Here is a 24145-nt window from a genome sequence, read left to right on the forward strand (position 1 = left end):
GATGAGCGTCGCATTTAGTTAGCTATCGCAGGATCTGGCACCCAGACGTGGCGCGTGACGCCGTGGTCTTCCTCGTTAGCGCGTCCACCGAGCTCAATAGTGATCAGCTCGTCACCTTCGTATGCCGGGCTGAGTTCGAGGGTTAAGTAGTCGAACAGTTCGCGTTCGTGGACGGCGACGATGACTTGCCGCTCGTTCTGTTTCGCAAGGAGGCGGATGAGGCCAGCAAATTGTGCGACGTGGACTTCGTCCATGGCCTGCACCGGGTCGTCAAAGACGAGGCACGGGACGATGGGTTCGACCGCGAGATGGAGCGCGAGAAATAAGGAGAGCGCGGCGGTGTTCAGATTGCCCGCAGACAGCATCATCTGCGGCGGGCCGCTGGCTTCGCCGTTTCGGTGGGTTGTCTCCAACGTGATGTCGAATGTCTTCTTGGTAGCGCTTGGGATACCGAAGCTGGGGATGAAGCCTTCGCTCGGGGCGAGTCTGGTGAACACGGCCTTCCAGACTTCGTTGAGGGACTCAGTGAAGACACGATGGACGATATTGGTGCGTGCTTGCGTTGCGGCTTCGTGGACATCCTTCGCCACTACTTGTCGCCTCTTCGATTCAGTGACCCGGTCATCCCACTGCTTCTTGTGTTCGGCGAGGTCAGCGAGATGCTGAACAATGGCGGATTCGCGTTTGATGGCAGCTGCGAAACCTGCTGCTTCGGTGTCGAGGGTCCGTCGCCGGTTAGCGACATCGGAAAGGCGGGCGACTTCTGCCTCGGCCCGGTCGAGTAGTTCAGTCGACATTGTGTGGAACGAATCGAGCGCCGGGGACACCTTTATCTGGAGTCGGGCCGCGTATCTGGCAAGTTCGCTGCCGATGTGGCGCTCTTCTGATGACGCCGACTCAAGGCTGTCGAGTGATTGCCGCAGGTCATTGACACGCTGGGTGAGGTCCGCGCCGTGGGATTTAGCAGCCTCGATCTCGCCGACCTGCGCGGTGAGATCGACAAGTGTTGCGTGGCGTTGTTCGAGGGCCAACCGCTGGTCGGCGGGCAGGAGTTGGACCGTGAGCTGCGTGTAATCAGTTCCCGCCCGCGTGACCCGTGCCGCTAATTGGTCGCGCTCGTTACGAAGGTCGATGAGCTGCTGTCCGTGTGTGGTGAGCTCGGCAAGTTTCGTTTCGACGTGCGCGATGAGACTGTGGGGGCCGGTTTCCGTGAAGTTGCGGTCGCAAACCGGGCACACGTTGCTGTTGTCGATGACGGTACTGAGCGCGGCCAGGCTCTCGATGAGAGCACTCGAATGCTCACGAGCATCGGCGAGTCGCGTCTGAAGCTCGTCCAACTCATTTCGGTCAGCGGCCAGTTGAGTGCTGACGACTTCGGCCCTTGCGCGAATGTTGGAGTCATTTTCCAACTCCTGGAGGGCAAGGCTCGAAGCGCGCTCGACAGCGATGCGTGGTTCGCTGCGCGTGTCCGCACCTGCGGCTTGGGCGGCTGCTTCCCACGCCCGGGCCTTTGCCCCTTCCGCGCCCTCCCACGCCTCTTGATCGGCGGTCGCAGCCTCCACCGCAGCGCGGGCTTCCTGGATTCGTTGCGTCGTCGCGCGTTCCGTCAGCGCTGAGATGCGACCGCCCAAGGCGATGATTTCCTGGTGGAGTTTCGCGGCAGCCACAGCGTCGGCACGAGCGGTTTGGTCATTGAGTGCCGACCGGATGAACCCGAGAAGATCACTATCAGTCATGCCGTCAGCCGTGTTCAAGTGAAGTCCGACGATGGCCTCACGGACCGCGACCCGTGCGGTATCGACCTCAGTCCGAGCCTTGGCGCGCTCGGCGCTCTGTTCGTTGAGTTGCGTCGCCGCTACCTTCGCTTCGCGGTCGGCTTCGTCAACGCCGATTGCGAGCTTCTTCAGGAGCCTGAGGTCATGTGCGTCGCTAAGCCCGTCGCGCAGGGCGTCCAGCTTCTCAAGGCCGAGCAGTTCGTTCACGAACTTTTCGAGTGCGGTCTGTTCGTTTCGCTCTCTGGCTTGATACAAGTCGAGCAGGCGTCCGAGAGACGACTGGTCCAAGTAGCACCGCTCAGAGTAGAAGTTGGCGGCTTCGCTGCTAAACGCCGGAGTGCCCTCTAAACGGGCTCCGTTCACTGTCAAAGGGACGCCGGGAGTGTCCGCCTGGAGGTAGTCGGCGACGTCGACTCGAACTGTTGCATAGGACTGACCGAAGAACGGCAGATGTGCTCGGTAGCGATCGGATTGTCGTTCCATGCTCCGGATGTGGCCAGTCAAGGCGAGCTCGAGCGCAGAGAGGATGCTTGTCTTGCCTGTGCCGTTCGGGCCGTGAATAAGGACGACTGGGGCATCGAACGGCAGATCACGTGTGCCTTCGATACAACGAAAGTCGGAGACCATCAAACGTCGGATCGGAACGTCACTCATCGTCGTCCTCGATCTCGTCAGTCCAACCCGCTCCCTCGTTCGCGTATCGGCGGAGCGCCTCTCTTACTGCGCCAGAGCCATCGGCCGCCGCCTCGATGAGCGCGATATGGTCCGGTGTTGTTTTCAGTGGACCGAGCGCCGCCATCACCTCGTCGGCCGGATCGCCGCCGCGGACCAGGTCCGGACTCGGCAGTTTGAGCGGCAGCAGAACAGCGACAGCCGCTTCTATTTCGGTGACATCGGGCGTTGCAGACGCGATGGGAAGGACGCGGACATACCGCTCCAGTTCGTTTCGGTCAGATGCAGCGACGCCGCCAACGATCACAAGACTCATGGGTCGGCGCGATGCGGCTGCGTCAAGAGAACGGGCCAAACCTGCGACGAGACGCTGCAGACGCCGGCGGGGAACTTGACCGGTTGCGACCAGAACCAGGTCATGGGAGTTGCCGGTCCCGCGAGCGGCGGCGTCGAAGTCGAACTCTGTACCGGCCACTGTTAGTGGCTTCGGAAGACGTTCGAAACCGGCGTTCTCCAGCACCGTGAGGACTTCTTGAACGCTTGTCATCAGAACCCTCCTGCCAGTCTAAACGCCTCATACAGATCATCGACCGAGTCTGTATCGCTGATGCTCGATGCGACACTGAAACGACCAGGGCCGATTTTGCCGTCACGCCCGAAGCGGGGTTTTGGGGACCGGGTGAAGCGAGGAGACTCCTCATCGGCGATCACGATCAGCACATTCTCATCGCCGTCGTCGAACGAGCCCTGTAGTTCAAGTTTGGTTGACGTCGTGGCGTCCTTGACAAGAAACACCCGAGCATCCTGTTGGCCGGTGACCAGTCGAACCACACCATCGCCGGGATCCTTGCTATTGCCCGGCACGGCCAACCAGTCACCCTGGGCCAGACCGTGACCAATCAGCGCCAGCGCAACACCGAACCACCCGAACTGCTTCGACGGAAAGTCAGCGTTATGAACCGCCTGGTTAGCGGGACGGTCCGACAACGGGTCATAGCGGCGTTCATCGTGAGATGGGATGCAGCCCGTTCGAAACACGGTTAGCGCCGAATTGACCGCGTCGATGAGACGCGCGAGAAATTCCCGCTGAAACTGTGCGATTTCCGAATGCTCAAGCGCTTCGTAGTTGTCGGGGTCAGCATGAGTGGCTGCCGAGTTACGGAGGCCGAGGAGGTCTGTCTGTAATTGCTTGACAGCAGCCGGACCCCACGACGTTCCTACCACGTGCTCAATTAGGTAACTCAACTTGTCGGTGAGCGACCCCAAGACCAGCGCCAGCAATGTTGGCTTGCCATATGCGCCAAGAAGTGCCGACCGTGCGATAGCGTCGGCGTTCCCCTGGTGATTCGAACCGTACGTACTCTTGAGCAGAATTCGGTGATACGGCTCCAGTCGCTCCTCACTGAGAACAACCGCAGGCGGCGACGCCGGCCACGGCCGAGCCAAGTCTTGGGCGGCGGCTGCGAACATCGTATGAAGGTTCGCGTCCTGGGCCGATAGGCCCAGCATCAACGTCAACCGGTCCGCGTACAGCACCTCGAGGCGCTTGCGCATCGGCCTGTTCTCGGGTTGCTCAGTCCATCCCGAGATTTGTGATTCGCGAGCGACGAGGAGCCCTCGATACCCGGCCTCGTCAGCTCGGGCCCGCACGGCACAGCCGTGTAACTTGATGACCTCGATACGCCGCCCGGCGATACGAAAATCGTCTCCTTTGACGACCACCCGAACCAGTGAACCGAACGCCGGAGTCAGTTCATCCAAGGCCTTCTCAATGAGGCCATCCCAGTTCGCCGTGACCCCAGATGTGACGAGCCCTTCGAGCATGAGGATCGCGATGCAGTAGTGCTCCACATCCGGCTCAAGACCCGGTGACCCATACGTCGTCGGGACGTCAAGACCTGTCCACACAAGGTAGTCGTCGGGGTTCTGGTCGCCCACGGCAATTTCAAGCACTTGGGAGTATTTCGTGACCAGCGTCGAGACCATACGGTCCTTAAGCGGCCAATCTCCGACCGTCATAGAGAGGTCGATGCTGTCTAGTTCCTCGCGAGTCATGCCGGTGAGCCGCAACACTTCATCGAGGGCTGCGTGATAAACGCAGTCCGTTTTGCCGTCGATGATGTTCGAACGGAGGTGCTCTACGACGCGCTCGAGGAGTTCATAGACATTCGGCACTCTCTCGCGAGAGATTCCAGAGCCAAGCCACAGAACGTATTGGCCCTCGTTGAATGCGGCGGCGAAATCTGAAAACGCCGCCGACTGAAACCGCTCCAAAACAGCCGCTACAGTCCTCACTGGTTCAGTCGTCATCTCGCCCCGTCCCAAGTCCATGTATCGCTTGATCGCGGACGGCCAGCAACCCCCATCGCAACCAGGCCATATTGCCATGGACGAGTACTTTGCCGGGACTCCCGCGGTCCATGATCACCCGTCCCGAGTTGGTCGCTAAGTCAGCGATAGGTCCGGTCGCCCGCAGCTTTGTGCCTTGACGATGTGTCGCGGCATCGGATCGCGGCCATCGAGACGTGATCTAACTGGCGCGCTCAGCGTGGTCAACGCAGCCCCCTACCGCACGTCCCCGCCGCACCCTCAACCCACGTCCAGCGGCACCACCGCGGCTTACTGTTGAAGGATGGCGACGCCCACCCCCAGCGAGCCCCGACCCAGCCCGAAACGCTGAGCGAGCAGTCTCGACGCCGGATACGTGCAGCTGGCCACAGCGTTCAACAGTGACCCCGCGAACGCCGACAAGACGTACGGCCCGCGACTAACTATGCGCGGCCGATCCGACGACCAACTGTGAACTGTGAATCTAGTTGCCCCTAGCGGTGTTTGCCGCGATCATTCTCGTGGTCGTGCTGGCGGTTCAACGCAAGCAGCCGCGCACACTGCTGACCCCTGCTGGGCGGCAAGACAAGTAGTGATCTCGCCGCGGTGCAGCGGCGGGTCGCGTTGCACGGCTATGCCGTCGCTCATGGGTTGCGCCTGCTGTACGTGCAGCAGGTCTGCAAAACCAGCGCAACGGGTGCAAGGCGCGGGTAACGATCTACGGCGACAGCAGGTAGACGTGGCCTGAGGCCTGGTTCTGGCGGAACAGGTAGCGCCAGGTCGGTCGTCGCGGTCATCGTCAGCGAGGGTCGGATTCTCACACCCGCCGCGATGGCGTGCTGTTCGTCAGCTCCCAGGACCACCCCGGAGTGCACGCCACCCATGACGCTGCCACCGCGCTCCGGGCGCAACGCCACCGCCATCGACCGCCGCCACCGCTACACCCACCTCATCCCTAACCGCGCTCCCCATTCCGTCATCGAATTAACCTCCTGCTCAACGCATCTCACCGGTACGCGCTCGCCACCCCACTGACTTACCTCAGCTCCACTCGCCCGCACCCCCGTTTCCACAGACGTAAAGCCAACACACCTCTTGCATGAAGGTCACGGTTTGGTAACGGCGGTTGGGAATGTTGCTCCTGGTGGTGGTTTTTTCTGCGACTGGCTCCGTACTTTCGGGCTCATGCGGGCCAAGGGGTGCATGCGGCGGTGATGTCGATGCACAAGCTGACCGCCGGGGACGGCTACCTGTACCTGGTGCGGCAGGTCGCTGCCGCCGACAGCACCGAGCGGGGCCGCTCCAGCCTGGCTGACTATTACTCGGCCAAGGGCGAATCGCCGGGCCGCTGGATGGGCCGCGGCCTGGCTGCGTTGGCCGACACAGGAGCCCGTGAGGTCAGCGATGAAGTGCGCCGAAACGTGTGGGCCGTCGAAGGCGGATCGGTGGTCACCGAGGAGCAAATGAAAGCCTTGTTTGGGCTGGGTTGGCACCCCAACGCCGACAAGATTTTTGCCCATCTGTCCCCGCGATTGCGCGTTCAACCCGCGACCGCGGCCGCACAGTTAGGCCGTAAATACCCTGTGCGGGAGGAGCGCTCGTCGGAGTTCACCCGTCGTGTCGGGAAAGCTTTCCGCGCTCACAACATCGGGGCCGGTCTGGCGGGCAACGCCACTATCGACGATGACGTGCGGGCAGGCATCCGTACACAGGTGGCTCGGGAGATGTTCGCCGAGCAGTTTGGCCGTGACCCGGCCGATGAACGGGAGCTGTCAGGGTTCGTCGCGCGGGCCACCAGGGCACGCACTACAGCGGTGGCCGGCTATGACTTGACGTTCTCTCCGGTGAAGTCGATTTCGGCGCTGTGGGCGATTGCCCCGCGAGAGATTGCCGAGCAGATCGAGGCCGCTCACGAAGCCGCGGTGGCCGACGTGTTGGAGTGGCTGCAAGACAACGCCGCCTTCACCCGTACCGGCACCAACGGTGTCGCACAAGTCGACACCGAAGGGCTCATCGCCGCGGTGTTCACCCATCGCGATTCACGTGCCGGGGACCCCGATCTACACACCCATGTAGCGATCGCCAACAAGGTGTCTTACCTCGACCAAAATGGGGTGCGCCGCTGGCTCGCTCTGGATGGTCAACCGCTGCACCGGCTCATCGTGGCGGCTTCGGAGATGTACAACACCCGCATGGAAGTTCACACCATCGACCGGCTCGGTGTGGACTTCGCCGAGGCGTCCCGTGGACGGGGTAAACGACCCGTGCGCGAGATCGTTGGGATGTCAGCGGAATTGATGATGCGTTGGTCGAGTCGCGGCATCGCGATCAAGGCCCGCACCGCCGAGCTGGCCAAGCAGTTCCAGCACAATCACGGCCGCGAACCCACCACCATCGAATCCCTCGCATTGGCTCAACAAGCGACCCTGGAATCGCGCGAAGCCAAGCACGAACCGCGCTCTTTCGCAGAGCAGCGCACCACCTGGCGCACCCAAGCTATCGAGGTCCTCGGCCACGATGGATTGGAACGCATGCTGGCCACAGTTTTAGGCCCCCGGCGCGTCCAGAAGGCACCGGAAATCACCGCGGAATGGGTGGCGTCGCGTGCTGTCGCAATCATCGCCACCGTGTCCGAATCGCGCGCGACCTGGCAGGCCCACCACGTGCGCGCCGAAGCCCTTCGGGTCGTGCGGAACGCGGGTGTCGCACACGTGTCGCAGCTTGTCGAACGGCTCACCGACACAGCACTTTCTGAGGCGTTCTCGGTGCCTCACGCCCGTGTCGAGGACGGCGAGTTGGGTGAGCCTGTCGCATTGCGTCGCCGCGACGGTTCAAGCGTCTACAGCCGCCACGGCGTGGCGACCTACACCAGCCGCGAAGTTCTCGCCGCAGAGCAGCGCATCCTGGCCGCTGTCGCACGCTGCGACGGCCGCGTCGCCACCACCTCCGAGGTCGATATCGCGCTGGCCGACTCGGCCGCCCGCGGCAAGCCACTTAACCCCGGTCAGGCCGCGCTCGTCGAGCAGATGGCCACCAGCGGACGCCGCGTCGCATTGGCGCTGGCGCCCGCCGGGGCGGGCAAGACCACGGCCATGGCCGCGCTGGCGCATGCGTGGCGCAGCTCGGGTGGACATGTCCTCGGATTGGCCCCGACCGCGGCCGCGGCGATCGTGCTCGGGGAGGATTTGGGCGCGACCACCGACACCCTCGACAAGTACGTCCACTGCGCTGATCCGGACAACGCCGCGACGTTCGGAACACCGCAGTGGTTCAACGACATCGGACCGGACACGTTGATCATCGTCGATGAGTCCGGCATGGCTTCGACCGCGGGTCTGGACGCGATGATCGCTGACGCGCAGCGCAAGGGCGCGAGTGTGCGGCTGGTTGCTGATGACTGCCAGTTGACGTCAATTTCGGCTGGCGGGGTGTTGCGCGACATCGCTACTGAGACCGGGGCGCTAACGCTTTCGGAAGTCGTGCGGTTTCACTCCCGCGCTGAGGCCGCGGCGTCGCTGGCGCTGCGCGGCGGCGATCCGGCCGGGATCGGCTTCTACATCGACTCCGGTCGCATTCACGTCGGTACCGAACAGACCGCCGCGGATACCGCGTTTTCGGCGTGGCTGGCCGACCTTGACGCCGGGCGCGACAGCCTGCTCTTGGGACCCACCAACGCGATCGTCGACGACCTCAACGCCCGCGCCCGCACTGCGCGTCTGGCCGCCCTCGTCGACGCGGATCCGAACTGGCGGCAGGGTCGGGAAACCGTGCTTGCCGACCAACTCCGTGCCAGCGTCGGCGACGTCATCCGCACCCGCCGCAATGCCCGCTGGCTGCCCCTGTCGGGCACTGATTACGTCCGCAACGGCTACACCTTCGAAATCCTCGATGTCGCCCGTGACGGGGCGTTACGGGCTCGTCATCGCGGCACCGGACGGGAGATCACCCTGCCGGCCGATTACGTCACCGAACACGTCACCCTCGGCTACGCCGCCACCATCAACGGCGCCCAGGGCTCCACCGCCGGACACAGCTGCCATGTGGTAGGTGCTGAGCACCTGACCCGCCAACAGCTCTACGTCGCCCTCACCCGCGGCCGCGCCGAAAACCATCTCTACCTGTCGACCGCCGAAGCCGACCCGCACCGCATCCTGGCTCCCAAGGCCACCCACCCCGACACCGCCGTAGACGTTCTGTCCCGGATCGTGGCCCGCGACGGCGGCCAGGTCTCGGCCACTACGGCCGCCCGCCAGGCCGCCGACCCGACCCGCAGGCTCGCCGCGGCCGCCGACATGTTCACCGACGCCCTCGGTGCTGCGGCCGAGCACCAGCTCGGCGCGGGTGCCCGCGACCGTCTCGACGCCCTCGCTGAATCCGTGCATACCGACCTCAGTACCTGCGCGGCGTGGCCCGTGCTGCGTCGTCGCCTGGCCATCCGGGCGCTCTCTGGAGCCGATCCCGGCGAACTGTTGGCCGCCGCCCACGCTCGAGGCGGCCTCGACGATGCCGCCGACGCGGCCGCGGTGCTGGACTACCGCATCGACCCCACCGGTTCCGCCGGCCGCGACTGCGGGCCGCTGCGTTGGCTGCCCGCCGTCCCGGCCGCCCTGGCCTGCGACCCGCAATGGGGCGACTACCTGCGCCGCCGCGAAAGCCTTGTCGAGGAGCTGGCCGCGCAGATCCGCGAACAAGCCCGAGCCTGGACCCCCGACACCGCGCCGAGCTGGGCGCAGCCCCTGGTCGCGGCCAACCCTGTTCTGGCCGCCGAAATCGCCGTGTTCCGGGCCGCCACCGGGGTCGAGGACGCCGACACCCGCCTCACCGGCCCGCCCCAATACCCGGTGGCCACCCGCGCAATCCAAGACCGGCTGCAACGCCACGGCACCGACGCCATCGAACGCGACGGCGCCGACCCCACCCGCTTCAACGACCTCCTCGACAAAATCGACCCCCGTATCCGCACCGACGCCTACTGGCCCACCCTGGCCGCCCACCTCACCAATGCCGCCCGCACCAACGACATTCGCGATGCTCTCACCGACGCTGCACGCCAAGGACCGCTGCCCGATGAGATGCCCGCCGCAGCGTTGTGGTGGCGGCTGGCCGACGCGCTGTCCCGCACCGCAGCCCACCCCGATCGGCACGCCACCGCCCAGGACGAAGGCGTGCACGCAAGCATGCATGCCGACGAGCGTGCGCTCGTCGAGGTCCTGGCCGCCGCCTGGCGCAACGCCGACCCGCTCCCCCTGGCGCGGCCACGGACCGACCCCGCCGCGGTCGCGCTCTCCGCGCCCTACGTGGTGGCCACCGTGGCGGCCGAGCGCTACACCCCCGACCTCGGCGAAGCGATCCACACAGCGACCACCGACGCCCACCGCCACCACGTTCGCGTCACCGCGACACCACAACCCGGCCGACAGAGCCTCAACCACCTCGCCGAGCAGATCACCATCCACGAACTCACTCGGCGCGGACCGGTCATCGTCGTCGAGGACGCCGCGGCCGCCGACCCCGACGCGCTCGCGGCCGTGGCCACCGCCCTGGTCCCCGCCCACGGCCGGCTCCTGCTCATCGACAACGGACAGCCCGGCAGCGCCCGCCGACTTCTCGACGGACTCAGCCTCCCCTGGGCGGAAAACACCCGCCCCGCACCCGACATCGAGAATCCCAGACTTGCCGCCGCCGCAGACGAACACCGCGCCATCGCCGCCCGCAGCTGGCGCACCCTCACTACCCCACCCACACGCGATCGAGGCAGAGACCGCGGACACGGCCTCGACATCGACTGACGCGGGCGCACCCACCGCACCCGATATATATCGTTGACGGTATATACCGAGTCCGGTATATTCGGGGCGTGGGTGATGAGTGGCGGATCATGCTCAGCGGCGAAGTGGAACGCTGGTATGCCGGTCTGCCTGAAAGCGAACTCGCCCAGGCCGATCAGGCCCTCGACCGGCTCGCCGCCGAGGGCATCACCCTAGGCATGCCGCACAACCGCTATCTATCAGAGAAACTGTGGGAGTTGAGGTTTCGCTGCGGACAGGTCAACCAACGCATCACCTACACCGCCGACCCCGACCGCCAGCTGGTTACCCTGACTACATTCCGCAAACAACGCCAAAACGAACGCAACGAGATCACCCGCGCACGCAAAGCGCTACGACGCCACCAGACCAAGAAGGGATAACCCAGCCATGGCCGTCAAGACCGCCACCGCGAAGAAGGCCGCTGCCCCGAAGAGGGCCGCCAAGAAAACCCCCGCCGCTGCGAAGAAGGCCGCCACCTCCAGCGGTGGGGTCGATTACCGAACCGCCCGCGCCCAGCGCCAGGCCGCCCTCACCGACGAGCAGCGCCAGACCTACGAGCAGGCATACCACGACGCCGGCCGAGCGATGGACCTCGCCGAGCTGGTCTACACCGCCCGCACCGAGGCCGGCCTCACCCAAACCCAGCTCGCCGCAGCCATGAGCACCAGCCAATCCGCCGTCGCCGCCTGGGAGAACGGAGCACGCACCCCCGGTATCGACGCCCTCGAACGGCTCGCCGCAGCCTGCGGGAAACGCCTCCACATCGCCATCACCGCCGCATAACCCCAGCGGTCAGGCTGTTTCCGGGTGCCACCATTCGTGGGCCGCGCGGCAGTGCGCCACGGCCTGGGGGTCGAACACCTCGATATCGCGGAGCACGGCTTCGCACTCCTCGACTGAACAGCCGAACTGAGTAAGCTCTCCCATCCACGTCAGCAGAGGCCGGGCACTTTCACCGGTTGTGGGCCACGTGGCCCATATCCTGCCGTAGGTGGCGGCCACGCTGTCACGGAAAGCCGCACGCACCGTGTCATGGGCGATGTCGAGCAGCCCTTGAGCCTGCTCGGCGTACGTAGCGAGCTGCGGTATCCCAAACTCGCGTTCCAGCACCGACGGAGCGGCGAAGCCGAGTGCAGTGCGCCAATGCTGTTGCGCAGTAACGCTATCGGAATTGGAGGCGCTTGGCCGGATGTAGAGGAGATATTGGCCGCCCTCGGTGTAGTCGGCCTCTCGCAAATCGGGGTCGCACCCAGGTATCCGGATCCTCGGCGGTGCTTCCAGCGTGGTGCGATCCCAACTCAAGACCGGCGGGTCTAAAGATGCGTTCGCGCACACCATCTTCAGCGTCGCACCGATCTGTTCTAGCCGGTGGCCGTACCCGGTTAGCGGATAGCTCGGCGGTGCCGAGGTATCACCCCAGAGGTTGTCCCCGGTGGGCACGTGAAACTCCCGTGCCCACAGAGATGCTTGGTCGATGGTGTTGGCCAGCTCGGCATGCCAGCACTCCAGCTCGACTCTCCAGGCCGCGCCGTCCGCACCCGCTGGAGTCGTCATCGAGGAGCCTCGTATTGGAGGTCCTCTTCAACGCTGACAAGAGCCTTGAGGATCATGTCGAGCAGGTCAGGGTCGCCGGTAGCGGCGGCGGCGTAACACATGTCGGGTAGCGGCAGCGGGCGCCTGGACCACCCGCCGATGTGTTCGGCGGTACGCGCAACGATCCAGTGCGCTCGGTAGTCGGCCAGCTCTTCGGTGGTGTCGCTGGGATCGGCGACCGCGCCGGTATTGGTGGCGAAAGCTGGTCGGCGCATCGCGGTCATGACGTTGAGGGCCTTGGCCGCCTTGTCGTAGTCCGCCCACTGCTGCAGAGATGGCTCGCGGTCACTGCCGCGGATCGCCCAGACGAGACGTAACGCTTCGTCAATACCGCCGTCGATGACTTGGGCCTGGGTTGTTGCTGCGTTGATCATCGCCGCGGTCACCGCAGAGACGATCCGGTCTTGAAAAATTGGGTCGCCCTCCATGATGCGTAGCAGCCGCGGACACACCTCGGGCCACAGCACCGCCAGCCGGTGCACGTGCATGTCGTCGAGCACTGGGGCAGGCACCTCGACGCCTTGTTGTAGCAGCGGGTTGGTGTCTCCCGAGCACGACGGCGGATGCTCCACCCCGGCATCCCGCAAAACGTTGACCCCCGCCGTGGTGCCTGCTGCGACCAGCTTCCAGCCCCACTGGCCGCGCAGTTGGGCGTACTCGACGAGGACCCGTGCGGGATCGCCCCAGCCGAACCACATCCGCCGAAAGTTATCGTCCAGCAACGGATCTGTAGAAAGTACTCGTACCGAGCGCGGAACGAACACCCCAGCCGGGATGTAGCTGGACCCGTCATTGGAGGTGATGACCGTCTCGGTGCCGCTCGGGGAGCGGAACACCCCGACCGCCCATCCTGCCGCGGGATTGCGCGCCATATAGGCCGCGTGCTGCAGTCTCCAGACCAGCTCTTTGGCCGCCGCTGCGTCTACGGACTCGCGGCGCTCCCGGGCGGCTGCGGTCTGGCCCGCAGCGACCACACTGGCCGGAATCAGAGTCGGGCCCGCAGCCGCACTCGCTGCGGACGGGGCGGGCGCTGCCGGGGCATTGGTTGAGCTGAGGGAGCCCGCGGGCCCGGTCGGCGCCGGGGGTGGCGCACCGGCGGGGGGACCCATCGAACCCGGCGGCAGCATCATCGGCGCACCACCGCCGGTCCCCGCGCCGGTAGGCGCGGCAGCCGCCGGGGCGGCTTGGGACACCATGCCCGGCTGCGCCCCTGCCGGCGAGACGCCCCCACCGGGGGCCGCCGACACCGGGGGTGCCGCATGCCCACCACCGGCCGATAGGGCCGGTGACGGACTCGCTGGGGCTGGAGGTGGTGCAGACGGTATTCCGCCGCCCATCCCCGCCGTAGTCGCCATTCCCTGGTTGAACGCCGACGACAACGGCGACACGCTGCCCGTACCTGGAACGGCTCCTGCGTTCGGCAAACTAGTTGCCGCGCCGGGTATCTGCCCGACACCGCCACTGAGTGAATTAGAGCCCATCCCCGGAATGCCGCTGCTTCCCAGACTGCCAGGCATCTTCGGAATCCCGCCACCGGAACCCATCCCGCCGCCACCCATGCCGCCCATGGACGGCATACCGGCACCGCCGAGCGCTGAGGCCGCTGATGAGGAAGTCACGCCAGGCGTCGGCTGCGTTACCGGCCCGGTCGCGGCCTTGATGCCCTCATCACCAGCGGCCGACTTGCTGCCGGGACCAACTCCAGGCTGCGTGGTTGACGTAGCTGCAGGATCGGTCGGCGCGTCGTCCACAGGCTTAGGTGCGTCAGCCCCGGCTTCCCGCTTTTCGGTGTAGCGGTAGGGGTTTTCATCCTGTTCGATTCCCGGTGACGTGTGGTCGACGGGCTGGACTGTTGGAGCGGTGGGAGCATCGCCCCACTTGGTCAAAAGGTCTAGTGCCCTTGTGTTTTCGGTGCTCGCCTTGAAGGCGGTGTGGGAGGCCATTGCGGCGGTTACTCCCGCCTCGGTTTGGTATCGGGCTATGCCGTGGTACTGGGTCACCAGGGCTTCGGCTTCGCCTGGGAGGCTCGCGCTCGCGATCTTGGCGTCTGCCTCGCGGACGAGCTGCTCTTGACCGGCGCGTGTATCGCGCAGCACCGTGGCGATATCGGCGCACTTGTTGGCGCACTTGTCGTGCCACTCGGCGATCGTCTTAGCTTCCTCGGCCAACACCGCGTTCATCCGGTGAACCTCGTCGAAACCCTGCGAATCCGCGGCATCGCGAAACTCCGCGCTGTCAGTGACGATCTGCTGGTGGATTCTGTCCCACGATGTCGCACCGGCCCGGTAGGTCTGCTCCTGGGTGTCCCAGTGCGTAGCGTCCGGTGGCTCCATGTCTGGCGTAACGATCAGCCGCCCATACGATCCGGCAGACCCTCCGACAGCAGGCATCAGCGCAACCCGCACTCGAACGTGATGACATCGATCAGTTCGTTACCGCGTCTTAGTTCACGCGCGGCCTCGTCCCAGTGCCGCATGTTTAGCGCGTGCAACATGTCGATGTTGGCCGCCATCCAATCGTGCAGCGGTATTGCTGTCGAAGCCGGTGTGGCGTCAGTCAGTCGCGTACGCAGGTACGAAACCGCGGCCATACCGGTACGTTTCTCCGTGGCCAGCGCGGCGAGGCTCTCCGGGCTTGTCCAGCTCTGCTCCAGCGCCTCGGCGCTGGACCTGCTCGCCAACGCCGTCGACCGTGCCGCCCGATCCCACTCCGAGCAGGCCGCCGCCTTCGCGGCCTCGGTGTCGCTGCTGCTGTAGGTGGGTGGCGGCGAGGGAACCACGTTCACCGTGTGCTGGCTCGGTTCGACCGGATGAGTGAGGGCCAGGCCGCTGGTCACCACTGCACCTATTGCGACCGCGAACGCCGCCCTCGCGGCGGTGATCCCGGTGCGGTGACGCGACCGGCCCCTCATGGTCATGACACGACGATATCGCGAGCGAGTGACACCGGGCCACCGCCGAGGGCACATTCGAAAGAGCAAATTTCCGCAGATCTGTTGCCTATAGGTAACACTCGACAAATCAGCGCTGGTGGAGGGTGGGCCTGAAGTGGTCGAGATTCGAGCAGAGAAACCTCGCGAGTGGAATCGAAGTTCGACGACAACGAGGCGAAGGCCAGAAGCGAGCGCCTGAGTGCGTCGCCCACCACGATGAGCCCGTCCGTTCCCGCGCCGGATGTCCCAACTTCCCTATCCTGGAGGGATGACAAGCGAGGACGGTGACGCTGGATCAGAGCTTCCTCTGCCCCCCACTCCCCCGCGCCGCTTCGGTCAACTGCCCGACCTCGCTATCCCAGATGATTTCGACGAGCCGCTACCCCCTACCGAAGCCGCGGTGTGGGAAGAGCCTGACCCGGCCGACGAGGACATAAGCGCTGCACTCGACGACGATGACTGGCCTATCAATGAGGCAGACCTGTGAGGATCGCTGCAGGAGTCAAAAGCAGACAGCACGCTCAGCGAGGAGGAGATCCGCGCCCGCTACGGCATACCGCGGTCAGACACTAACGGATGAAATTCCCACTACCTACGACTCGCAGGGGACAAACGACGGACTGACCCGCCGAGGTCGTCGATTGCGAGCTCGCCGCGCACCTACGAGGGAGCCAGGCCGCCGAGTCTGCGAGGAATGCCTTCACTCGTCGAGAACTACGGGTGGTTCAAATGTTCTGCTGCCGTTGTAATCACGTTCGAGCTGGTCACATAGATCAGCCATTGCCTTGCGGATGAACTGTTGTTGAGTACTGATGCCGGTATGGGGCCGCGTCCACGCGATGGTGTTGACCATGCGCTCTTTCAATTCTTCAGGCACCGAGAGCAAAATATCGACAGACTTTCGACCAGGGACGCTCCGACCAACTCCGATGTCCTTACCTGCAGCGCACACAACACCATCCTTGATATCTGAAATCAAACAACGCAACTCGGACATCGAACTCCGTATTAGGAATGCCCGCCAGAATCAGGACGCTCATTCTTCGTGCAGCCAAGCACTCTTGCTATTGAGGCAACAGGACACCGCCTCCGGCGATGCAACTTTTAGGTCGCGCAGTTCCAAGACGCACTCCTCGAAGCTGAACCCTCCGTCAGCCAGTGCCTTCATCCATGCCATGAGTACCCGTCCCTCATTGGCCTGGGAAGCACGAGCCCAAATCCGCCCATAGGTGACCGCCACCGAGTGTGCGTAGGCTTCACGCACCACCGTCGAAGCGTCGTCGACGAGCGCTTGTGAGATCGAGGCATACCGCTCCAGCCCGTCAGTGCGAATACCGCAAACACTGAGATACATTGCTGCGTTTGTCACTTCATTTCGCCAAAGATCCTGCAAAGTCGAGCGATGCGCGCTTCTTGATTGAAGGACGTGTACGAAGTCTGCGCCGATCACGTATGTCGGTGACTGGATCGCAGCCCCGTAACTGAGTGGCGTTACTGACACATCCTGGGTGCTCATGCGGCCTTCGAAAGAGGCGGCCAGGTTGACGCACGCGCCCCCAAGAAGCCTCCAAAGCTCCATGAGGTCGTCAGCATGCTGCGTGAGCGGGTATGTCATGAACACCGACCCATCAGGTAGGACCTCGGCGGTTGAAACCCCGAAAGATCTTGCCCAGAGTGCTGCTTGTCCAATGACATCCGCAAGTGCGGCATGTCTCCTGCCGAGCTCGAATCCGCGGTTATTTGCCTGACTCAGTTCATCGTTCACAACATGCCTCCGCGACTTCGGAGAAGCCAATCGGACCCATTGTCACCGTGGCCACAACGACGAGGCGCGCGCGTTCGACGGGGCTCAACTGGCATCGCCCAAAGCCTGCAGCCGACGTGGTGCGGTACACACCCCCAGGCTACCGGTACAGCGCGGTGATTGACCACCAATCCAAAGGTATTACCTAACAACAGCACTGGTCGCCCCCGGCCGACTGTCAGAGACGCATACGTTCATGGACTAATGAATGCTTCACCAGTGCACAACGAGTCGCCAACTAGGGGTCAACTAGCACTCAACTAGTGATCAACCATGCTGCTGCAAAACTATTTTCGGGTTGCCAGGCTCGCACGGATAGACCACAGAGGACGCATATCTGCGGTCCCTGCGTGGATGTTTCTGATGCCCCCTTGCGCAGACGACATGGCCGGTCGCGGCGGAGCGCCCCGCACCGTTCCAGATTCGCCTTTTGTCCGGGCGGGATGACGACAGGCATTGAAATCTGACTAAGTTGCCCAACGTAGTGGACGCCGTTTCATCCGTTCAACTACGTTCCGGTTAACCGAGATTGCTACAGCTCGTGACAGCCGGAGCGAGCGTGCACGACGTCCGTCCGAGCGTTCGCCTTTAGCCGTTCGAGAGAGTGTGGAAACCGAATGATCGACGCAATGATGTTGGTAAGTAGGGGCGATAGATGAGTTGGAAAGCACTCAACTGGTCAATAAGTATCGAGGTCGAGACTCCTATCGAGCGTCTTATCCTCATGCTGCTAGCGAACCGCGCAGACCAGAGCCTCTCCTGCTACCCGTCCCTAGGTACGCTCGTGTCGGAATCTTGTGCTGCGCGAAGCACGGTCCTAAAGGCGCTCAGCAAGCTGGAAGAGGCCGGGCGCGTTGTGCGAGTTGCTCAATACCACAAGTCCGGAGCCAGACGCCCAAGTCATTACCTCCTCAAAGTTCCCGATGCGACGCACTCGCGCCCCAGTCTTGATGTCGGACTCCCTCAGTCCGCCAACGCGACCGGGACCGTCCAATCTCCAGACCGAGACGGTTCACCTCCCGGACCGCCGGAGGTCCAATTCGCGGACCCCTTGAACCCTTCAATAGAACCACCACCCGAACCATCATCGGCCTCCGTGCTGGAGTGTCTTCCCATGCCGTGGCGAATTAGCAGGGGAGAAGCGATAAGACTGTCACCGGCAATCGAGGAGGCTTTCGCGGCGGGCTGGACATCGCAAACGTTGGTGGCCCACCTTTCATCCCGGCCTGAGGGAGTCCGTAATCCCGCTGCCGTTCTGGCGTCGCGGCTGTCAGAGCTGCCAACCCCACCGACCTTCTCCGTCCGGCGAAAGAGGCCGTGGTGCGGCGAGTGCGAAGACCCCTTGTCGCGCACGATCACAGTCACACAGGCGGACGGCACAGAAGCAGCGGAGTTCTGCCCGCGATGCAGCCCTCAGAAGCTGTCAGTGTCGAGAGACAATTCAACGACGGCTGAGGGGAGGTGAAATCAAATGGAGTCAAACGTATTTGATCATCTTCCGCTGCTCCTCGCGGTCCCGCGCGCAGCCAGCATTCTGGGAATTAGCCGCGCTGCTGCTTACCGACTCGCTGCATCTGGCGAGCTTCCTGTGCGCAGGCTGGGAGGACGCGTCTACATCGTCACTGCAGAACTGCGTGAGTTGATCGCCTCGTGAAGGGAGCCGTCTATCAGCGTGGGCGGACATGGACATACCGTTTCCGAGCGCCTGAAAGAGATGCTTCTACCGGCGAATATCCCACGATCTCGAAGGGCGGATTTCCGACTGAGAAGGAGGCATGGAAAGCGTGTCGCGATGCAATGCGGGAAGCGGATCAGGGTCGCGTGGTGCGACCCTCTACCCGCACGGTTGCTCAATTCTTCGCGGAATGGTTCGTCGCCGTTGAGGCATCAATGGATGCCACAACGTGGCAGAACTGGAAGGACTACGCCCGGAGCTACGTTGTGCCCCACATCGGGGCAGAAAAGCTCCAGCAACTCGATGAGCCACAGCTGCTGAAGCTGTACGCCAAACTCCTTACCGAAGGCCGGATCAAACAAGACCGAAACTACGAGATGTATCGCTATTGGCTCACCCATGTGGTCGACGGAGAGTCGCCGGCACCACGTGAAGTCGCTAACGTTTGTGGCACAACGATTCATGCCGCTCGTGCCGCTGTCCGTCGGTACAAGGCAGGAATCGTCCCGAGAAGGGTCAATCCCGGACTAGCACCAAAGACCGTTCGAAACATTCACGCCATGATCCACCGAGCGTTGGTTGATGCCGTCGCGTGGAAGTACAAGGCCCACAATCCAGCAGCGAACGTGAGGCCGCCTAAACGTTCCCGGGCTCGGCGCACTGTGTGGAACCCGGAGCAGATACAGAAGTTTCTTCGGGCGGTCAGTCACGATCGATTCGCCGCGCTCTTTCTTCTAGAACTCACCACCGGAATACGTCGTGGGCAGATCTGTGGCCTCAGATGGCATGACGTCGACCTGGACGCTCGCGAGATCACAGTGCACGACAATCGAGTGGTCGTTGGCGGGCACGCGCGAGATAAGGCCGGCGGAAAGACGCGCAACGCAGATCAAACCATCGCGATTGATCAAACTACTGCTGCGGCACTTGAGAAGTGGCGTGATTTTCAGAATGAAGAACGAGCATTCTTCGGGACGGACTATCACCCTGGAAACTACGTCTTCACGTTCCAGGACGGCCGACCGCCGCACCCTGACTCCATCCGCCAACGGTTCGACCGCTTGGCGGCCGCCGCCGGCCTCGAACGTATCACCTTCCATGATCTTCGGCACTCATACGCGACCGCGGCTCTGAAGGCTGGTGTCAGTCCCAAGATCGTGAGCGAGCGTATCGGTCACGCGGACGTCGGGTTCTTTCTGCAGACCTACGCCCACGTGCTCAAGAACGACGACCGAGAGGCTGCCGAACAGGCGGCTCAATTCCTGATCGGGGACGGCTACGGACTTCCAATCGCCTCAGACTGAGGCTCGGAGAACGCCGGATTGCGGAGAGTTTCGCCAACCTGCAGCGGCAATTACACCGGTCTAAGCAACCTGGAACGCCTCAGGAGCGGGAGAGCGCAGCGACCGGAGTGCGTGGTTCTAAGTCATACGGACGCTGTGCGTCCTTCAGTAGAGTTGCCTGATGAGCCACCACCGGCTGCACGTCGGCAGATCTTTGCGAGATCGTCGTGGATGCGGATAGCCCGCCGCGCGAATGCCCTTTCTGCGCTATCGTCGCCGGTCGCGCCCCGGCTCGCGAGGTGTTGCGAACTAGCGACGTCTTGGCCTTCCTACCGGATGTGCCGGCCGTGCTGGGCCACACGCTTGTGGTTCCGAAGGCGCATCTGCCGAATATATGGGCGGTTGGCCAGCGTGAGGCACACGCATTGGCAGACGCCACCCGTCGGGTCGCTACGGCCGTTGCCACAGCAGTAAATGCCGAGGACATGAACATCATTCAGTCCAACGGTGCGGCCGCGGGCCAGTCCGTCTTCCATCTACATATCCATGTCGTCCCTCGGAAACCCGGCGATAGGATGCCCGACCTCTGGCCGGATGATGCTAAGTGGCAGGTCGCGCAGCTTGATTCAGTCGCTGAGAACATACGCTCAACCGTCGATCATCACGGCTGAGTTGACGCAGCCGTTTCCTGGGAACTCGGCTCCGGTGCCTTCGTCGATTCGATGGACCCTTGTGAGGTTCGAGTAGGCGCCGGGGCAACTGACGTTGGCGGTGGGGGGATCGGTCTCGACGATTGGCTTGATTGAACGGCACTGCTAGCGGGTGTTTGCTCTTCAGACGCGCCCTCGTTCCCGTGCAAATTCGGGGTACTCGGTTTTGGCGACGATGCATCAGCGACGGCCAGGACGATGGCCACGACGACTGTCAGGACAATGATCGCGAGGTAAAAAGTTCTGAGACTCAAGGAAAATCCAACGCCCCACCACCGTTGCTGCTCCGCATACGGCGTTGGATTGATTGTGAAGTCCCGCAGTTCTTTTGCTGCGATATCGGCGTACATTCCTCGGAATGCCCGCTCCTGGCGAAGATAGTAGGTGTCGAGCACCCAGAAAGCTAAGACCGGCACAAGGGCCACGAGGGCAAGTCCTGCGTGCTTCTGCGTGATCCCGAAACCCAGAGTGCTGAGGACAACGTCAACGCCCAGCCCTTCAACAGGAATGAATTGTTTGCCAGCCTGGTGATGACTGCTTGGACGTAGTCCATGTGCTTGTGATGATCGCTTCGGTCGACCTCACCTGCCGAGCTGGGGTCTACTGCAGGCATCAAGTCACCATGTCCACATAGCGGCCAGCCGCAGCGCCAAAGGACGACAATGGCTCCGCCTTCTTACGCGAGGGCAGTACTGCGTAGGGAAGTGATCTGCCGTCTGGCACTTGGAGCTGTTCGATTTGTTTGTAGAGGCCGAGGTACTCCTCGCCTGCGAACTTTGCGCTGCTGGAGCTGTCCAGGCGCATGACCGAAACTCTCTCACTGGCCTTGAAGCCATCAAAATAGCCGAGCTCCCAGGGCATCCAGCGCGATGTCTTGGCATTGCGTGATGTCGCAAAAATCATGCTGGTCGAGTTCCGCATCTGCTCCCTCAAACGTGCTGCTGTGGCGCGAGACACAGCAGTGCGATCCAACTCCGGGTCGTCGATCCAGTCGACGTACACACTCAGATTCTTGGACGTTAGCCAGTCACGAAGACCGAGAATCACCCGCGCATCCCGGACGCTGTGGCTGAGAAATATGTCGAACGTTCCCACCGCGGCCGTCGCCCCGGTTCGGAGAGAGAACTCAGCCGCACTCGCGGTCAAACCGACTCTGCGGCGGAAATCTTCCTCGTTGTATAAGCTCACGGTCGTTTCACTCCCCGGTCGGACCACGTAGCGAGGTTCAGGCGTAGCGCCGCGTAGGTGGCCTGCGAATCTGTGCGGGTTGGATCAAACACGGGTATGCCGGCGGAGCGTAGACCAGCGGCCTCGAAGGGGTCTGGTCCAGCGCGATCGACGCTGCCCATCGATGACAAGCCGTGAATCTGGACGCCTAGCAGAGGTTTGCGGTCGTTCCATGCCTTCTGGATCTCATATGTGACCCACGGCCGGCTCGCAGTCTGCTGCCCGATCAGCACGACCACCGCTCGCTTGTAGCGCATCTGATCGTCAATCCAGTTCATGATGGCTTGGTCGCCGCGACTGCGGACACTTTCCCAGTCTTGCGAATTCAAGAGCGGTTGGCCTTCAAGAGCGTCGATGTTGCGGACGAGCTGCACACGATGGACGTCACGCTCGTAGTGGAAGCTGTAGAAAACTGTCTTTGCCATCATTGACCCCCGATTTAAAAGATGCAGCACAATCACTGCCGCATCGACCATAGCGAGCGGCTCCGACATTGCTTAGAGCGTGTCGTTGCAACGCTGCCATTTATCGGCGAGGTCCGTACCGCCAGATTAGATGCGCCTCTACAGAGCCTCCACGAGTTCAGCAGCGCAGAAGTCCTGACGTTCACAAATCCGTTCACAAACCCAATGAAAACGGCTCCCAGAGTTGCCTCTGGGAGCCGTTTTACCTGGTAGCGGGGACAGGATTCGAACCTGCGACCTCTGGGTTATGAGCCCAGCGAGCTACCGAGCTGCTCCACCCCGCGTTGGTGAACATGAGGTTACCCAAGCACGGCTTGGTATTCCAAATCGGGCGCCTACCAGCACTTTGAGCACCCTCGCCACACCGCGACCGTGCGGGGACCGCTGCTGTTCAGCGGTGTGTCACCGGACAAACACGCACGGTCGCGGTGGAAGGTGCCGCCAGCGTCAGGTGCGGACGACCTGACCCGTGCGGAACACCCCCGCCGGGTCATAGCGTTCCGCCAGCGCCGCCAGCCAGTGCCTGGCGTCCTCGGTGTACACCCGCGCGGCCCGCTGCGGATCCGTCGACGGCGCGAAGTTCGGCAGCTGCCCACCCGTCGACCAGCGCCCCAGTGCCCGCATGACCGCCGCGCCGTGCACCGGCACCACCTCGGCGATCTCCGGCATCAACGCGCCGATCGTGGTCAGCGCGAACGCCGCATCGCGATGGCACAACACACTGCGGTGCCGCGGCTCCCGCGCGAGCGCGCCCCCGAGGTGGCGCACCTCCACGATCGCCTGCACCGACTCCGAGCCCGGCCCCGCCACCGCCAGCAGCGCCTCGACAGCCGCCGGGTCGAAGCTGTGCAGCAGCGTGTGATCCTCGTGCACCGGCATCGGATCGACCGGATCGGCGTGCACCGCCCCGATCGCCGCATACGGCAGCACCCCGACCGTATCCATCAACGTCGGCGCCACCGCCCGCATCGGCGCCAGGATCCGTTCGGCTTCCGCGAAGTCACCCAGCGCGGCGTAGCGCACCGCCACCGTCAACCGACCCGCCAGCGGTTCAGGCACCCCGGGCAACGGCGGAAGCTGTTGCAACGCAATCGACGTGTTCACCGTCTCCGGCAGACCGCCGCACCAGTCGGTCCACGCGCGCAACACCGTGCCCGCATCAGCACCGTCGAAATACAGAGCGCCACCGTAGAATTCCGGGATCGGCAGCAGGTCGAACTCCACCGACGTCACGATGCCCAGCGTCGCCTTACCACCACGCAACCCCCAGAACAGGTCGGCGTGCTCCTCGGGCGTCACCCGCAGCACCTCCCCTGTCCCCGTGACCAATTCGAATGCCCGCACGTGATCCGACGACGCCCCGACCGTGCGCACCAGCGGCCCGATGCCCCCGCCGGTCAGGAACCCCACCACACCCACCCCGGGCGCCGAGCCGACCACCGGCGCCAGACCGTACGGGCAGGCCGCGTCGAGCACCTGCTGCCACTGCACCCCCGCCCCGACCCGCGCGGTGCGGTTCAAAGCGTCCACGGTGCACGCGGACATGCCGGAGGTGACGATCAGGATCGTGTCCGAATCCACTCCCGTCGCGCCGTGCCCCGTGGCCTGAACGGTCACCTTCAGGCCACAAGCAGCGGCGAACCGCACGGTGTCGGCGATGTCGGGCGTGGAGGTGGCCAGCACCACCGCGGCGGGGCGCACGTCGGCGGCGACGTTCCACGGCGTGCACCGCTCATAGCCCGCCTCCCCCGGCATGGCGACCGGCGCGGAGACGTGGTCACGGATCGCAGCCATCGGGTCGGCGCGGGCGACGTCGGTCGAAATCATCGATGTCCTTTCACAGCACTGTGCTCGGTGTCGGGACACAGCGTG

19 protein-coding genes and 1 tRNA gene are annotated in these 24145 nt (G+C 63.6%); 8 read left to right on the forward strand and 12 right to left on the reverse strand.

What is annotated here, in order from left to right; translation table 11 throughout:
- Positions 1-14: 14 nt before the first annotated feature.
- From I7X18_RS20540 to I7X18_RS20550, 3 genes are read right to left on the reverse strand one after another with little or no spacing between them, the layout of a single operon-like run.
- On the reverse strand, positions 15-2429 hold the full coding sequence (locus I7X18_RS20540; RefSeq protein ID WP_193043847.1) for an AAA family ATPase: 2415 nt from the start codon (positions 2427-2429) through the stop codon (positions 15-17).
- Positions 2422-2994: a hypothetical protein gene (locus I7X18_RS20545; protein WP_193043848.1), complete on the reverse strand. Its 573-nt coding sequence runs from the start codon at positions 2992-2994 to the stop codon at positions 2422-2424. The genes I7X18_RS20540 and I7X18_RS20545 overlap by 8 nt, the downstream gene beginning before the upstream one ends.
- The gene (locus I7X18_RS20550) at positions 2994-4757 is read right to left on the reverse strand and encodes an SIR2 family protein (RefSeq protein ID WP_193043849.1); all 1764 of its coding nucleotides are present in this window, start codon (positions 4755-4757) and stop codon (positions 2994-2996) included. The genes I7X18_RS20545 and I7X18_RS20550 overlap by 1 nt, the downstream gene beginning before the upstream one ends.
- A 1232-nt stretch (positions 4758-5989) precedes the next feature.
- Between I7X18_RS20550 and mobF the strand changes: the two genes are divergently transcribed.
- The 3 genes from mobF to I7X18_RS20565 all read left to right on the forward strand — a co-directional run bounded on the left by mobF (position 5990) and on the right by I7X18_RS20565 (position 11368).
- Positions 5990-10564, forward strand: a complete 4575-nt coding sequence (mobF, locus tag I7X18_RS20555) for a MobF family relaxase (protein ID WP_193043850.1) — start codon at positions 5990-5992, stop codon at positions 10562-10564.
- A 68-nt stretch (positions 10565-10632) separates the two neighbouring features.
- Positions 10633-10965: a type II toxin-antitoxin system RelE/ParE family toxin gene (locus tag I7X18_RS20560; protein ID WP_198730467.1), complete on the forward strand. Its 333-nt coding sequence runs from the start codon at positions 10633-10635 to the stop codon at positions 10963-10965.
- Between the two features lie 7 nt (positions 10966-10972).
- A complete protein-coding gene (locus I7X18_RS20565; RefSeq protein ID WP_193043851.1) occupies positions 10973-11368 on the forward strand; it encodes a type II toxin-antitoxin system RelB family anti-toxin in 396 nt (131 codons plus the stop codon).
- Between the two features lie 9 nt (positions 11369-11377).
- On the opposite strand, the gene I7X18_RS20570 is transcribed toward I7X18_RS20565, so the two are convergent.
- The 3 genes from I7X18_RS20570 to I7X18_RS20580 are packed head-to-tail and all read right to left on the reverse strand — an operon-like array spanning position 11378 to position 15095.
- A complete protein-coding gene (locus tag I7X18_RS20570) occupies positions 11378-12139 on the reverse strand; it encodes a hypothetical protein (RefSeq protein ID WP_193043852.1) in 762 nt (253 codons plus the stop codon).
- Entirely contained in the window at positions 12136-14568 is a 2433-nt protein-coding gene (locus tag I7X18_RS20575) for an EspK C-terminal domain-containing protein (protein WP_193044030.1), read from the reverse strand. Before I7X18_RS20575 ends, I7X18_RS20570 begins: the two co-directional genes overlap by 4 nt.
- On the reverse strand, positions 14568-15095 hold the full coding sequence (locus I7X18_RS20580; RefSeq protein WP_193043853.1) for a hypothetical protein: 528 nt from the start codon (positions 15093-15095) through the stop codon (positions 14568-14570). The genes I7X18_RS20575 and I7X18_RS20580 overlap by 1 nt, the downstream gene beginning before the upstream one ends.
- A gap of 283 nt (positions 15096-15378) precedes the next feature.
- Between I7X18_RS20580 and I7X18_RS20585 the strand changes: the two genes are divergently transcribed.
- Positions 15379-15597, forward strand: a complete 219-nt coding sequence (locus I7X18_RS20585) for a hypothetical protein (RefSeq protein WP_226862613.1) — start codon at positions 15379-15381, stop codon at positions 15595-15597.
- 213 nt (positions 15598-15810) lie between these two features.
- Here the strand turns inward: I7X18_RS20585 and I7X18_RS20590 are convergent, their stop codons facing one another.
- Positions 15811-16107 (reverse strand): hypothetical protein, encoded by a 297-nt coding sequence (locus I7X18_RS20590; RefSeq protein ID WP_226862614.1) that lies wholly within the window; start codon positions 16105-16107, stop codon positions 15811-15813.
- Positions 16108-16146: 39 nt separating this feature from the next.
- Complete coding sequence (locus I7X18_RS20595; protein ID WP_193043855.1) at positions 16147-16875, reverse strand: hypothetical protein; 729 nt, start codon at positions 16873-16875, stop codon at positions 16147-16149.
- 763 nt (positions 16876-17638) lie between these two features.
- Here I7X18_RS20595 and I7X18_RS20600 point away from each other — a divergent pair.
- The 4 genes from I7X18_RS20600 (at position 17639) to I7X18_RS30125 (ending at position 20543) form a co-directional block, all read left to right on the forward strand.
- Positions 17639-18379, forward strand: coding sequence for a helix-turn-helix domain-containing protein (locus I7X18_RS20600; protein ID WP_232375517.1), 741 nt, complete (start codon positions 17639-17641; stop codon positions 18377-18379).
- Between the two features lie 6 nt (positions 18380-18385).
- Positions 18386-18568 carry a helix-turn-helix domain-containing protein gene (locus I7X18_RS20605; protein ID WP_081650107.1) on the forward strand — a complete coding sequence of 61 codons (183 nt, stop codon included), beginning with the start codon at positions 18386-18388 and terminating at the stop codon, positions 18566-18568.
- On the forward strand, positions 18565-19893 hold the full coding sequence (locus I7X18_RS20610; RefSeq protein WP_193043857.1) for a site-specific integrase: 1329 nt from the start codon (positions 18565-18567) through the stop codon (positions 19891-19893). The genes I7X18_RS20605 and I7X18_RS20610 overlap by 4 nt, the downstream gene beginning before the upstream one ends.
- Before the next feature lie 206 nt (positions 19894-20099).
- The gene (locus I7X18_RS30125) at positions 20100-20543 is read left to right on the forward strand and encodes an HIT domain-containing protein (RefSeq protein ID WP_193043858.1); all 444 of its coding nucleotides are present in this window, start codon (positions 20100-20102) and stop codon (positions 20541-20543) included.
- Positions 20544-21194: 651 nt separating this feature from the next.
- Here I7X18_RS30125 and I7X18_RS20620 read toward each other — a convergent pair.
- From I7X18_RS20620 to I7X18_RS20635, 4 genes are all read right to left on the reverse strand, one after another.
- Positions 21195-21770 carry a TIR domain-containing protein gene (locus I7X18_RS20620; protein ID WP_193043859.1) on the reverse strand — a complete coding sequence of 192 codons (576 nt, stop codon included), beginning with the start codon at positions 21768-21770 and terminating at the stop codon, positions 21195-21197.
- A complete protein-coding gene (locus I7X18_RS20625) occupies positions 21767-22303 on the reverse strand; it encodes a TIR domain-containing protein (RefSeq protein WP_226862615.1) in 537 nt (178 codons plus the stop codon). Before I7X18_RS20625 ends, I7X18_RS20620 begins: the two co-directional genes overlap by 4 nt.
- A gap of 177 nt (positions 22304-22480) precedes the next feature.
- A tRNA-Met gene (locus I7X18_RS20630) sits at positions 22481-22557 on the reverse strand.
- 163 nt (positions 22558-22720) lie between these two features.
- Entirely contained in the window at positions 22721-24100 is a 1380-nt protein-coding gene (locus I7X18_RS20635) for an FAD-binding oxidoreductase (RefSeq protein WP_193043860.1), read from the reverse strand.
- Positions 24101-24145: the final 45 nt, after the last annotated feature.

The sequence above is a fragment of the Mycolicibacterium baixiangningiae genome (assembly GCF_016313185.1).
Classification (GTDB): domain Bacteria; phylum Actinomycetota; class Actinomycetes; order Mycobacteriales; family Mycobacteriaceae; genus Mycobacterium; species Mycobacterium baixiangningiae.